The sequence below is a fragment of the Tistrella mobilis genome (assembly GCF_039634785.1).
Taxonomy (GTDB): Bacteria; Pseudomonadota; Alphaproteobacteria; order Tistrellales; family Tistrellaceae; genus Tistrella; species Tistrella mobilis.
The window spans coordinates 64,029-76,620 of the sequence record NZ_JBBIAB010000011.1 but is presented as its reverse complement, the minus strand read 5'-3'; the positions used below and the strand labels follow the sequence as shown (position 1 = coordinate 76,620).

The following is a 12,592-nucleotide window of genomic DNA, read 5'->3' as shown; positions in this document are numbered from 1 at the left end:
CGCCGACGAGGCGTGGCCGCCGCGGGGGTGAACGGGCGGCCGCGGCCATGGCTGCGGCCGAGGCGGCGCTGGTCCGCGAACTGACCGATCCGCTGGCCGTGGTCGGCATCGACGAGGCCGGGCGCGGCCCCTGGGCGGGCCCGGTGGTCGCAGCCGCGGTGATCCTGGATCCCGCGCGCCCGATCGAGGGTCTGGCGGACAGCAAGAAGTTGAGCCGCAAGAAGCGCGAAGCCCTGTTCCCGCTGATCATGGAACGCGCCCGGGTCGGCATCGGCGAGGCGTCGGTGCGCGAGATCGACCGGCTGAACATCCTGAAGGCGAGCATGCTGGCCATGCGCCGCGCCTTTGCGGATCTGGATGCCGGCGGCCGGCCGCCGGAACTCGCGATCGTCGATGGCGACCATACGCCCGAACTGCCGGTGCCGGCGGTGCCGGTGATCGGCGGCGACGGCCGCTCGGCCGCGATCGGCGCGGCATCGATCATAGCCAAGGTCACCCGCGACCGGATCATGGCCGAACTGGACCTGATCCATCCGGGCTTCGGCTGGGCGCACAATGCCGGCTATGGCACCGCCGAGCATCTGACCGCGCTGGAACGCCAGGGCACCACCGGCCATCACCGGACCAGTTTCGCGCCGATCGCCCGGCTGATCGCCGGTGCGCCGGTGGAGGCCGAGCCGACAGCAGACGAGGTTGCGGCCGAATGAGGCGCCGGCGCAGCGACAGGACGTCCGCTCCATCACCGGCAGAGCCGGCGCCCATCGACCCGATCGACCCCGACGCCGCGGCCGGCAGCGTGCTTGCCGGCGACTGCATCGAGGTGATGCGCCGCCTGCCTGCGGGATCGGTGGACATGATCTTCGCCGACCCGCCCTATAATCTGCAGCTGGCCGGGCCGCTGCACCGGCCCAACAACAGCCGGGTGGCCGCGGTCGAGGATGCCTGGGACAAATTTCCCGATTTCGCCGCCTATGACGCCTTCACCCATGCCTGGATGGCCGAGGCCCGCCGGGTGCTGAAGCCCCAGGGCACGATCTGGGTGATCGGCAGCTATCACAACATCTTCCGGGTCGGCGCCGCGATCCAGGATCTGGGCTTCTGGATCCTGAACGACGTGATCTGGCGCAAGACCAACCCGATGCCCAATTTCCGCGGCCGGCGCTTCACCAATGCCCACGAGACCCTGATCTGGGCCGCCCGCGACGCCCGCACCCGCTATCGCTTCAACTACAAGGCGCTGAAGCGGCTGAATGACGGGTTGCAGATGCGCAGCGACTGGCTGCTGCCGATCTGTTCCGGCCCCGAGCGGCTGAAAGATGGCGACGGCCGCAAGGCCCATGCGACCCAGAAACCCCTGGCCCTGCTCTACCGGGTGCTCCAGGCCGCGACCGCGCCGGGGGATCTGGTGCTGGACCCGTTTTTCGGCACCGGATCGACCGGTGTCGCCGCCAAGGCGCTGGGCCGGCGCTTCATCGGCATCGAGCGCGACCCGGGCTATGTCGACCTGGCGATGCGGCGCCTTGCCGAGGCGCCCGAGACGCCGGATCCGAAGCTGCTGGGCGGCGACGGGGTGGAGCGCGAGCCGCGCATCGCCTTCGGCCTGCTGGTGGAAACCGGCCTGCTGCCGGTCGGCACGAAGCTTTGGGACCGGCAGGCCCGCCATTCGGTCAAGGTTCGCGCCGACGGTCTGGTGGAAACCGGCCGCGGCCGCAACGCCGCCTTCGGCTCCATCCATCAGATGGGGGTGAAGGCCTCGGGCGGGCCGTCCTGCAACGGCTGGACCTTCTGGCACACCCGCGCCCGCAACGGCACGCTGACCCCGATCGACGAGCTGCGCCGCCGGCTGCGCGCCGAAATGGCCGAAGAGCCGCTGACCGCGGCGGAAGAGGATGCGGCAGAAGAGAATGCGGCCGGGACCGACATCCCGGCCATCCTCTCGGTCACGACCTGAGCGTCAGCCGCGATAGCGGCGGGTCAGCGCGTCGGCATGGGTCAGCAGCGCCTGGGCCCGGGCATCCAGACCAAGCCTGCCATACACGTTCGACAGGGCCCGCAGGGTCGCCGGCACTTCGGGCGTGGCGGCACGGCGCAGTTCCAGCATCTGCTGGGCCGGCACCAGCCGGTCGGCCCGGATCAGGGCATCCAGATAGACCTGTTCGAACAGGTCGCGCTGGGCATGGCTGCCGCCGATCTCGGTCATCCGCGGCAGGGCCTGGCCCAGGCCGCGGATCGCCGCCTGCCATTCGCCCTTCGCATGGGCGAGCAGGCCGTCGGCGGCCGGAACCGCCACCTCGGCCCAGGCCGGCACCAGGAAGGGCGGCACGGCGCGGGCATGGGCATGGATCGCCAGCCGCAGGGCATCGGCCTTCCCGGTCAACCCGGCGCGGGCCAGACCGTAGAGATATTGCAGGTCCAGGAAGGGCTGGACATGGTCGCCGGTGCGCAGCGCCAGATAGGTGCCGAGATCGGCCCAGCGGTCGCCGACATCGATGCCGGCCAGTTCCAGCCGCATCAGCAATGAGACCGCATTGATCTGGTCCTGGGAATATTCCTTCCACACCCCCCAGACCCGGCCGTCATAGATCGCGAAAATCTCGTCCACCCGGTCGCGGTCCAGCAGGAACAGGCAGAGATGCCACCAGTTATGGGTCGACATGAACGAGTTGAGCCCGACCCAGGTCTCGCTCATCTCCTGCATGAAGGCGAGCCCGTCATCGGTGCGGCCGCGGCTGAGGCAGACATGGGCGATGGCGTGATGGGCCCAGGGCTCGTCGCGGCGCAGCCGGATCGCCTCGCGCGCTTCCGCCTCCGCCTCGTCGATCAGATGGCACTGTTCCAGCGCGAAGGCGCGCATGCCGTGCAGCTCCGCCACCTCGGGCGCATGGGGCACGGCATGGTCGACGATGCGGAGCATGGTCGGGCTGTCGCCCAGATTGAAGGCGTGATACTGGCCGAGCTTGGCCGCGACCAGATCGCGCGGAAAGCGGCTGACCGTCTCTTCATGCAGCCGGATCGCCCGCGGCATGTCGCCCCGGACCCAGGCGCCCACCGCCTCTACCGTCAGCCGCTCGCGCGGGGTGGCATCGCCGGCCGCCGCCTCGGCACGGGCCAGATAGGGCGTGGCATTGGCGACCGCATCGGGGGTCTCGGCGAACATGTGCAGGGCTGCCGCATAGGCCTGGGCCAGGGCCGAATCATGATCGGCATCCGCCGCCGGCAGCAGGTCGACCGCCTCGGTCCTGTAGCCCAGGAAACCGCCGATGAAAGCGTCGATGCCGTCGATGGTGCCCGACCGGCCGGTGGTCACGGCATTGTCGAGACGGTCGGTCTGTCGGCTGATCGGCATGTCCTGGCATCCCCTGCTGTCGCGCTGCGGCGGGCGGTGACCGGGCCAGATGGCCGTCACCGCCGCCTGCACCAGTCTGGGTGCGCCGGGCCCGGCGGATCAAGGGTTCCGTTTGCCGCAGCCCCCCTGATCCACCGGCCGGGGTCAGAAGGGCAGCCCCTGCTGGCGGTTGCCGACACCGGCATGTTCGACCAGCTTGGCCATCACGCTCGGCAGGCCGGCGACGCCCAGATGTTCGGGCTTGCACCAGCGCGGATCGCCCGCCTCCCCCGCCTCGGCCGCATCCAGGGCCGCGGCTTCGGCCCTGGTCATCCGGCGCAGCATCACCCGCGCCTCCAGCCGGAAATGGGTGAAGACATGAACCACCGTGCCCGGCAGCATCCGCCAGCCGGTGGGGCCGAGCGGGGCATGGGTCAGGGCCTCGGCCTCGTCCCAGGGGTCGCCCTCCCTCCAGGGGGTGGCCGGCACCTCGGTCATGGCCCCAAGCAACCCGCCTTCGGGGCGGGTGCGGATGCGCAGCGCATCCCCCGGGGCCAGGGCCACGAAAGCCACGGCATGGCGCACCGGCCGCTCCCCCTTCGGCAGGCGGGCGGGCAGGTCGTCGGCGATCTCCCGCGCCTCGGCGGCGCATTCGCCGGTCCAGGGGCAGCGATGGCAGGCGGGCCGGCGCGGGGTGCAGAGCGTGGCGCCCAGATCCATCATCGCCTGGGCGAAATCGCCCGGCCGGTAGTCATGGGCGAACTGGGCGGCGCGGGCGCGCAGTTCCGGCTTGGCATCGGGCAGGGGGGTGGTGACGGCATAAAGCCGCGCGGTCACCCGCTCGACATTGCCGTCCACCGGCACGGTCGGCCGGTCGAAGGCGATCGCCGCCACCGCCGCCGCGGTATAGGGGCCGACGCCGGGCAGATCCAGCAGCCCCGCCTCGGTATCGGGGAAGCGGCCGCCGTGATGGTCCGCCACCGCCTGGGCGCAGGCATGCAGATTGCGGGCGCGGGCGTAATAGCCAAGCCCCGCCCAGCGCGCCAGCACCTCTTCCCGGGGGGCGGCGGCCAGATCGGTCACCCGCGGCCAGCGGTCCAGGAAGGCGCGGAAATAGGGCCCGGCCGCGGCCACCGTGGTCTGCTGAAGCATGATCTCGGACAGCCAGACGGCGTAAGGATCGGCGGTCTCGCCCGGCACCGCCCGCCAGGGCAGCACCCGGCGGTTGTGGTCGTACCAGTGCAGCAGCCGCATGCGCAGCCGGTCGCGGCGCGCGGGATCGATCGGCGGCACGGCAGGACCGGCAGCGATCCGGGTCTTGGGCGGGCGGCCTGGGGGCATGGGCGGCGGACATCCTGGCTGAACGGGCGAAGCTCCCGGAGACCGGGGGCGGCCCTGACATAGCGCCGGGCGATGCCGGCGGCAAGGCCCGGCTGCGCCTCAACCGCCGCCCCGCGGCGGTGGCAGGGCCTTCAACTGGCATTCTGCTTCCGCCTGAATCCAGGTCAGGAAATCGCGGATCGGCCGCGCGCCCTCGCGGTCTTCGGGATAGACCACCCAATAGTCATGGGGGACGTCCAGGCTTTCGGCGAAGGGCCGGACCAGCGCGCCGGTCACCAGCGCATCGACCGCCAGCCCCAGCGGCACGATGGCCGCCCCCATGCCCGCCGCCGCCGCGTCCAGGCACAGAAAGGTGAGGCCATAGCGCGGCCCCCGGCCGCCATCGACGCCCGACAGCCCATGATGGCGCAGGAAATCGGTCCAGCCCGGATCGACGAAACTGCCGGCCGGGTCGATCTCGTCGTGCAGCAGGGTAACGTCGGCCAGATCCGCCGGGCTGCGCAGCCGCGCGGCCATCGCCGGCGCGCAGACCACCACCATCCGCCCGGGCAGGATCCGATGCGCCACCAGCCCCGGATAGCGGCCACCGCCATAGCGGACCGCGACATCGACGCCGTCGCGGTTGAAATCGGCCAGCGTCGAGGCGGCAAGCAGGCTGACCTGGCGGCCGCCGAGCGCCGCGGTCAGCCGCTCCATCCGCGGCAGCAGCCAGCGGCCGGCAAAGCTCGCCAGCGTCGAGACGGTCAGGCCGAATTCGGAGGTCACCTCCTGCACCCGCCGGATCTCGGCTTCCAGCTGGTCGAACTGGTCGGTCAGCGCCGGCTGCAGGCGGCGGGCATATTCGGTCATCTCCACCCCGCGCGTATGGCGGGCGAAGAGCGGCCGGCCCAGCCAGTCTTCAAGCTGGCGGACCTGCTGGCTGACGGCCGCCGCCGTCACGCCCAGCTCTTCGGCCGCGCGGGAAAAACCGCCGAGGCGGGCGGCGGCCTCGAAATGACGCAGCGCCAGCAAAGGCGGCAACCGGCGACGGCGAAGCGGCGGCTGACTCACGCAGGTGGATCCCGTCCTGGAGGGCGAGCCGTCGGGTCCGGGATCCTGCCCGACCCAGGCTCAGCCTGATTGAGGCTATGGGCGAGAAAGGCTCCGTCGCGGCCGGGGCCGGCTCGCCGTAGTCTCAGGACCGTATCATGAACTCCGGAGACGAACCATGTCCCCCTCCCCGTCGGCCCCCTGCATGGACCGGCGGCGCGCCGTCTTTCCGTCGGTGGCACCGCTGTCTGCGGCCCTGATCTCCCTTGTCCGGCACATCGACCGCCTGGTGCGGAGCGACCGTCCCGGCCGGATTCCGGCCGCCGAGCGCCAGGCCTATGGCCTCGGCGATCCGCATCCCGAACCGCCCCGTCCTCTCTGGCCTTTCTGACCCCCCCTCTGGCCCTTCTGAAACCCCCTCTGGCCCTTCTGGGATCCTTCCGCCGCCCCCAACGGAAAGCCACGTCGATGCCGCTGACTGCCCCGGCCACCACCCTGCTCGCCCATGCCGGCACCACGCTTCAGCCGGCCGAACCGGCGCGGGCCGCCCTGGTGCTGGTCGCCGTGCAGGAGGAATATCGCAACGGCCGGCTGCCGCTTGTGGGGGTGGATGCAGCGCTGGATGAAATCTGCCGCCTGCTGCACCGCATGCGCCGGCTGGAGGTGCCGGTGATCCATCTCCGGCATCTCGGCCGGCCCGGCGGCGGGCTGTTCGATCCGGGCGGAACCGGGGCGCTGATCATCCCGGCAGCCGGCCCGCGCGACGGCGAAATCGTGATCGACAAATCCCTGCCCGACGGTTTCACCGGCACCGATCTGGCCGCGCGGCTGCGGGCAGAGGGCCGCGACCAGCCGGTCTTTGCCGGCTTCATGAGCCATCTCTGCATCTCCAGCACCGCCCGCGCCGCCCTGCATCTGGGTTTTGCGCCGACGGTGGTCGGCCGCGCCTCGGCCACCCGCGACCTGCCGGCCGCGGCGGGCGAGACCGAGCCGGTCCCGGCCGAAATCCTGCATCGCGCAACGCTCGCGGCCCTCGCCGACCGCTTCGCGGCGGTGGTGCCGGATGCCGGCGCCTGGGGCGGCTGACGAAGCGGTTCGCCTTTGGCGCCGCACCCGCCTAGAATGGCGGCCGAGACCCCGCCAGCCGCCGGAGCCCCGATGGCAGAGACCGCCGCCGATACCGCCCCCGAGCGCCGCCGCGCCGCCAGCCGCCGCGCAGCGCGGCCCGATGGCCCGCGCAAAGAGGGGGAGGCCGAGCGGATCCGGGCGGAACGCCGGCTGGCGGATCTGGTGCCCGGGCTTCTGGACCGCGATCTCAGGCGCCGGGGCTTCATGGCCGGACGCATCGTCACCGACTGGCCGCAGATCATCGGCCGGCCGCTCGACCGGGTGACCATGCCGCTGGAGCTGAAATTCCCGCCCGGGCGCCGCGCCGGCGGCACGCTGATCGTGAAGGTCGCCGGCCCCTTCGCGACCGAGATCCAGATGCTGAGCCATCTGGTGATCGAGCGGGTGAACGCCTATTTCGGCTATGGCGCGGTGGAACGGCTGCGCATCCAGCAGGGGCCGATCCCCGCCCCCCAGACCCGCCCCCATCCAGTGGTCCGGCCGCTGCCGCCCGCGGAAGAACGCCGGCTGGGCCAGCTGGTCGCCACCGTGCCCGATGCCGATCTGGCTGCGCGTCTGGAACGGCTGGGCCGGGCGGTCTATGACAAGGCCGCCCGCCGACGTGCCTGATGCGGTTGCACCCTGTGGGGTTCCGCACCGTCATGCACCGGCTGCGGCCCGCCGCCGCAGGATCGAGACTGGTTTGCAGCGCCGTCCCGCACTAAACTCCGGTCGCGCGGCGGGTCTCGCCGCCGACGCATCAGCGAATTCCACCCGGTATTTCCAGTTGTTAGGGAGCTTCGTCGTCCGGTGCGCAATCTGACCTATGGCCTGATCGGCATCGCCGCCGTCGCCGTCGTCGGCCTCGGTGCCTGGCAGTTCGCCCTGAAGGACGAAGCCCCGACACCGACAGCGGCGCCGGCCGCCCAGCAGGGCCAGGCCAGCCAGAGCCCCGCCACGGGCGGCAATGCCGCAGCCCAGCTCGCCCAGGCGATGCCCGGCGATCATGTGGTCGGCGACCCGGCGGCGCCGGTCACGATCATCGAGTATTCCTCGCTGACCTGCCCGCATTGCGCCGCCTTCCATGCCGGCACCCTGCCCGAGCTGAAGACCCGCTATATCGACACCGGCAAGGCCAAGCTGGTGCTGCGCCACTTCCCGCTGAACGAGCCGGCGCTGGTCGCGGCCAAGCTGGCGGAATGCGTGCAGCCCGAACGCTATGCCGGCTTCGTCGACGTGCTGTTCCGCTCTCAGGCCGAATGGGGCGTGATGCAGGACCCCACCGAGGGGCTGAAGCGTTATGGCCGCCTTGCCGGCCTCAGCGACGATCAGATGCAGGCCTGCCTGACCGACGGTGCCATCGAGGAAAAGATCCTGAACCAGCGCCTTGAAGGCTCGCGGGTCTTCGAGATCAACAGCACGCCGACCTTCATCGTCAATGGCGAGAAGGTGGTGGGCGACCAGCCGATCGATGCCTTCGCCAAGGTGATCGACGACAAGCTGCCGTAAACCGGCAGGCCGCAGCGCTTCGCGCCGATGCAATTCGTCCGGCTGGTCCTGAGCGGGTTCAAATCCTTCGCCGATCCGACCACGGTCGAGATCGCGCCGGGGATGACCGGCGTGGTGGGCCCGAACGGCTGCGGCAAATCCAACCTCACCGAAGCGCTGCGCTGGGTGATGGGCGAGGCATCCGCCCGCACCCTGCGCGGCACCGAAATGGACGACGTGATCTTCGCCGGGGCCGAGGGCCGCGGCCGGCGCAACCTCGCCGAGGTCACCCTGGTGCTGGATAACGGCGACGGCCGGGCGCCGCCGCCCTGGACCGAGGCCGAGACCATCGAGGTCCGCCGCCGGATCGAACGCGGCCAGGGCACGCAATACCGGGTGAACGGCCGCCCGGCCCGCGCCCGCGACGTCCAGATCCTGTTCGCCGATGCCGCCAGCGGTGCGCGGTCTACCGCCATCGTCGGCCAGGGGCAGATCGGCCAGATCATCTCGGCCCGCGCCTCGGACCGGCGCGCGATCCTGGAAGAGGCGGCCGGTATCGGCGGGCTGCATGCCCGCCGCCGCGAAGCCGAACAGCGGCTCGGCGCCGCCGAGGCCAATCTCACCCGGCTCGACGACATCATCGCCACCCTGGCCGAACGGGTCACGGCGCTGCGCCAGCAGGCGCGCGAGGCCCGGCGTTACGGCCGGCTGTCGCAGCGCCTGCGCCTGGCCCAGGCCGAGCTGATGCTGGCCCGGCGGATCGCCCTGGTGGAGCGCCGGGCACGGGCCGCCGAACGCGAGGCCATAGCCGAGACCGGCCTGGCCCAGGCCACCGCCACCGCCGGGCGCGCCGCCCGCGCCTCTGCCGCCGCCGGGGCCGCGGCAGAGGCCGCCCGTGCCGCACTCGATGCCCCCAGAACAGCCCGCGATCTTGCCCAGGCCGATGGCGCCCGGATCGCCGCCGAGCGCGCCCGGATCGACACGCTGGCCCAGGAACTGGCCCGCGCCCGCCTTGCCCTGGACGAGGACCGCGAGGCCGCCACGCGCGAGGCCGGGCTGGCGGAGGCGGAAGCCGGCCGGCTTGCCGCCGAGGCGGAGACGCTGCAGGCCGAAGCCGGCCGGGCGGCCGAGGCGGCCGCCGCCGACGACACCGCGGCCGCCGAAGCCGAGGCCGCCCTGGCCCGCGCCGAGGCCGGACACGCAGAGGCCCAGGCCGCGCGCAGTGCCGCAGAAGCGGCCGCCGCCGCCGCGGCACGCGACCTTGCGGCCCTGGCGCGCGACCGCGACCGGTTGCAGGACGCGGCCCGCCTGGCCACCCGCGAGCTGGAGGATCTGCGCCGCCGGCTGGACGACCGCCGCCGGCTGGACGAGGCCGAAACCCGCCTGGGCCGGATGGAGGCCGAAGCCGCCCGCGCCGCCGCGGCGCGCGATGCGGCAGAGGCGGCGCTTGCCGCGGCCGACACGGCGCTCGGCGCCGCCGAAGCCGCCCGCGACCCGGCGGTTTCCGCCGCAGCCGAGGCCGGCCAGGTGCTGGGCGCCCGCAAGCGCGCCCTGGACGAGGCCCGCGCCGCGGCAGAGGCCGCCCGGCGCCGCGCGCGGGAGATCGAGACCCGGCTGACGGCCGCCACCGCCCGGCGCGACCAGGCGCAGGCGGCCCTGACGGCCCTGCCCGACCCGGCCGGACGTGCCGCCGCGGCGGCAGAGGCCGGGCAGCGCGCCGCCAGGGCGGCAGCGGCGCAAACCGCGGCCGAGACCGCCGAAGCGGAAGCCGAGGCCGGATTTGCCGCGGCCGAAACCCGGCTGCGCGAGGCCCGCCGCCTGCGGGCGGAGGCCGAGGCGACCCGCGCGGCGCTCGGCGCCGAGGCCGCCTCTCTCGACCGGCTGATCGCCGCCGAGGCGGAGGGTGGACCAGGGGGAAGACCGGTCTCGGCGAGCCTCACGCTCGACGACACCCATGCCGCCGCTCTGGCCGCGGCACTCGGCGACGGGCTCGGCGCCGGGCTGGATGCGACGGCGCGGCGCCATTGGGTGGCGGGCACCACGCCGCCCGCCATGCCCCCGGCGATCATCGATGCCGGCGCCCGGCCGCTGCTGGAGCTGGTGCGGGGGCCCGAGGTGCTGACGCCCGCCCTCGCCGCCTGCTGGCTGGTGGCCGATGCCGCGACCGCGCAGCGGCTCGCGCCCCTGCTGCCGGCCGGTGCTGCGCTGGTGACGCCCGATGGCGGGCTGTGGCGCTGGGACGGCTATCGCCGCCGGGGCGGGACGGCCGAGGATGCGGGCACCGCCGATCTGCGCCGCCGGGCGCGCCGCCGGCAGCTGGATGCCGAGATCGCCGAGGCCGATGCGGCACAGGCGGCGGCCGCAACCGCCGGCGACGCCGCGGCCGCGGACCAGACGGCCGCACGCGCCCGGCGCGATGCCGCGCGCAAGGCCGCGGCCGAGGCACGGCGTCAGGCAATGGCGGCCGCCGATGCCGCCGCCCGGGCCGACAGCGCCGCCCGGGATGCCGCGGCCCGCATGGCGCTCGCCCGCGAGACGCTCGCCGCCGCCGAAGAGCACCTGGCGGATGCGGCCGCCGCGGCCCGCAGCCTTGCCGACGCGGTCGATCCGGAAGCCGCCCTCGATCCGGCGCGGGCCGCGGTCGAACAGGCCGCGGCCGAAGAGGCCCGCGCCCGGGCGGCCCTGGCCGCGGCCGACCGCGCCTTGGCCGAGGCCCGCCGGGGCCGCGCCGAGGCCGACCAGGCCCTGCGCGCGGCGGATGCCCGGCTGCGCCAGCTCGACCGCCAGACCGCCGAGGCGCGCGGCCAGCTCGACCGGGTGGAGGCTGAACGCAAGGCCCTGGCGCGGCGCCTGGAACAGGCCGAAGCCGCCGCCGCCCGCGCCTGGGAAGAGGCCCGGGCGGCGGTTGCCCGCCATGACGCGCTCGCCCTCCGCCTCGCCGCCGATCCGGCGGTGGACGAGGCCCGTGCCGCCGTGACCCGCGCCGAGGCCGCGCTGGCGCCGGTCCGCGCGGCCCGCGACGAGATCGCCCGGCGCCGGGCGGGCCATGCGGCGGAGCATCAGGCGCTCGCGCGCCGGCGCGAGGGGCTTTCTGCCGATCAGGCGCGGGCGGCGGAGCGCGCGCGCGCCGCCCTGGACCGCCGTGCGGCCCTGGACCGGCGCGCGGCCGAGATCGACCGGCGCGCGCAGGAGATTGCCGGGCAGCCCGAGGCGCTGGAGGCGGCGGCCCACGCCGCCGAAACCGCGCTTGCCGAGGCCACGGCCCGGCTGGAGGCCGCGACCGAAACCCTGCGTCAGGCCGAAGCCGCACGGGCCGCCGCCGCCGCCGAGGAACGCGCCGCCGAACAGAAGCTCGCCGAGGCACGCGAGGCCGGCACCCGGGCCGGCGGCCAGCGCGACCAGGTTCGCGAGGCCTGGAACGCCTTCGTCGCCGATCTGCGCGAACGGCTCAATCTGGGACCCGATGCGCTGGAGGATGCGGTGCGCGCCGAGCGCCGCGCCGTCGGCGAGGCCGGCGAGGACGAGGATGACGGCGGGTCCGACGACGGAGAGCCTGAACTGCCGCTCGCGCCCGCGCCCGTGGCGGAGACGGGGCCGCGCTTCGTGGCGCCGGTGCTGCCGTCGGCCGAAGAGCCGGTGCTGGTCCGCCGGGTGGCCGATCTGACCCGCAGGCGAGAGGCGCTGGGCGCCGTCAACCTTCGAGCGGCCGAGGAATATGCCGCGGCCAGGGCCGCCCATGACGCGACGCTCGCCGAGCGCGAGGATGTCCAGGGCGCCATCGACCGGCTGCGCCGGGCGATCGCCGACATCAACCGCGACGGCCGCGCCCGGCTGCTTGCCGCCTTCGAAGAGGTGGATGCCGCCTTCGGCCGCCTGTTCGAACGGCTCTATGGCGGCGGCCGTGCCCGGCTGGAGCTGGTGGAGAAGGACGACCCGCTGGATGCAGGGCTCGAAATCCTGGCGAGCCCGCCGGGCAAGAAGCTTCAGTCTCTGGGCCTGCTCTCGGGCGGCGAGCAGGCGCTGACCGCGCTGGCCCTGCTCTTCGCCGTCTTCCTGTCCAACCCGGCACCGATCTGCGTGCTGGACGAGGTCGACGCGCCGCTGGACGACGCCAATGTCGACCGCTTCCTGTCGCTCGTGGAAGAAATCGCCGCCGCCGGCCGCACCCGCTTCCTGGTCGTCACCCACCATCGCATGACCATGGCCCGGATGGACCGGCTCTACGGCGTCACCATGGTCGACCGCGGCGTCAGCCGCCTGGTCTCGGTGGATCTGACCGAAGCGGAACGGATGGTGGATTGA

10 protein-coding genes are annotated in these 12,592 nt (G+C 73.6%); 7 read left to right on the top strand and 3 right to left on the bottom strand.

What is annotated here, in order from left to right; genetic code table 11:
- Nucleotides 1-47 precede the first annotated feature (47 nt).
- Together WI697_RS16740 and WI697_RS16735 are read left to right on the top strand one after the other, a co-directional pair.
- A complete protein-coding gene (locus WI697_RS16740) occupies nucleotides 48-707 on the top strand; it encodes a ribonuclease HII (protein WP_296709302.1) in 660 nt (219 codons plus the stop codon).
- Complete coding sequence (locus WI697_RS16735) at nucleotides 704-1,951, top strand: site-specific DNA-methyltransferase (protein ID WP_372016907.1); 1,248 nt, start codon at nucleotides 704-706, stop codon at nucleotides 1,949-1,951. The genes WI697_RS16740 and WI697_RS16735 overlap by 4 nt, the downstream gene beginning before the upstream one ends.
- A gap of 3 nt (nucleotides 1,952-1,954) precedes the next feature.
- Here WI697_RS16735 and WI697_RS16730 read toward each other — a convergent pair whose 3' ends face one another.
- From WI697_RS16730 to WI697_RS16720, 3 genes are all read right to left on the bottom strand, one after another.
- The gene (locus tag WI697_RS16730) at nucleotides 1,955-3,346 is read right to left on the bottom strand and encodes a tetratricopeptide repeat protein (RefSeq protein WP_345959229.1); all 1,392 of its coding nucleotides are present in this window, start codon (nucleotides 3,344-3,346) and stop codon (nucleotides 1,955-1,957) included.
- A 144-nt stretch (nucleotides 3,347-3,490) separates the two neighbouring features.
- Nucleotides 3,491-4,666, bottom strand: a complete 1,176-nt coding sequence (locus WI697_RS16725) for an A/G-specific adenine glycosylase (protein ID WP_345959228.1) — start codon at nucleotides 4,664-4,666, stop codon at nucleotides 3,491-3,493.
- A 99-nt stretch (nucleotides 4,667-4,765) separates the two neighbouring features.
- Nucleotides 4,766-5,716 carry a LysR substrate-binding domain-containing protein gene (locus WI697_RS16720; RefSeq protein WP_345959227.1) on the bottom strand — a complete coding sequence of 317 codons (951 nt, stop codon included), beginning with the start codon at nucleotides 5,714-5,716 and terminating at the stop codon, nucleotides 4,766-4,768.
- Nucleotides 5,717-5,873: 157 nt separating this feature from the next.
- Here WI697_RS16720 and WI697_RS16715 point away from each other — a divergent pair, with 157 nt between their 5' ends.
- From WI697_RS16715 to WI697_RS16695, 5 genes are all read left to right on the top strand, one after another.
- Complete coding sequence (locus tag WI697_RS16715) at nucleotides 5,874-6,086, top strand: hypothetical protein (protein ID WP_345959226.1); 213 nt, start codon at nucleotides 5,874-5,876, stop codon at nucleotides 6,084-6,086.
- Between the two features lie 77 nt (nucleotides 6,087-6,163).
- Nucleotides 6,164-6,781, top strand: coding sequence for a cysteine hydrolase family protein (locus tag WI697_RS16710; protein WP_062761223.1), 618 nt, complete (start codon nucleotides 6,164-6,166; stop codon nucleotides 6,779-6,781).
- 72 nt (nucleotides 6,782-6,853) lie between these two features.
- The gene (locus WI697_RS16705; protein ID WP_062761227.1) at nucleotides 6,854-7,432 is read left to right on the top strand and encodes a DUF721 domain-containing protein; all 579 of its coding nucleotides are present in this window, start codon (nucleotides 6,854-6,856) and stop codon (nucleotides 7,430-7,432) included.
- A 180-nt stretch (nucleotides 7,433-7,612) separates the two neighbouring features.
- Nucleotides 7,613-8,311, top strand: coding sequence for a DsbA family protein (locus WI697_RS16700; protein WP_345959225.1), 699 nt, complete (start codon nucleotides 7,613-7,615; stop codon nucleotides 8,309-8,311).
- A 27-nt stretch (nucleotides 8,312-8,338) separates the two neighbouring features.
- On the top strand, nucleotides 8,339-12,592 hold the full coding sequence (locus WI697_RS16695) for an AAA family ATPase (protein WP_345959224.1): 4,254 nt from the start codon (nucleotides 8,339-8,341) through the stop codon (nucleotides 12,590-12,592).

What these genes read in the sequence shown, in the direction of transcription:
- WI697_RS16740 (WP_296709302.1), top strand. Translation starts at nt 48, where the DNA reads ATGGCTGCGGCCGAGGCGGCGCTGGTCCGCGAACTGACCGATCCGCTG.
- WI697_RS16735 (WP_372016907.1), top strand. Translation starts at nt 704, where the DNA reads ATGAGGCGCCGGCGCAGCGACAGGACGTCCGCTCCATCACCGGCAGAG.
- WI697_RS16730 (WP_345959229.1), bottom strand. Translation starts at nt 3,346, where the DNA reads ATGCCGATCAGCCGACAGACCGACCGTCTCGACAATGCCGTGACCACC.
- WI697_RS16725 (WP_345959228.1), bottom strand. Translation starts at nt 4,666, where the DNA reads ATGCCCCCAGGCCGCCCGCCCAAGACCCGGATCGCTGCCGGTCCTGCC.
- WI697_RS16715 (WP_345959226.1), top strand. Translation starts at nt 5,874, where the DNA reads ATGTCCCCCTCCCCGTCGGCCCCCTGCATGGACCGGCGGCGCGCCGTC.
- WI697_RS16710 (WP_062761223.1), top strand. Translation starts at nt 6,164, where the DNA reads ATGCCGCTGACTGCCCCGGCCACCACCCTGCTCGCCCATGCCGGCACC.
- WI697_RS16705 (WP_062761227.1), top strand. Translation starts at nt 6,854, where the DNA reads ATGGCAGAGACCGCCGCCGATACCGCCCCCGAGCGCCGCCGCGCCGCC.
- WI697_RS16695 (WP_345959224.1), top strand. Translation starts at nt 8,339, where the DNA reads ATGCAATTCGTCCGGCTGGTCCTGAGCGGGTTCAAATCCTTCGCCGAT.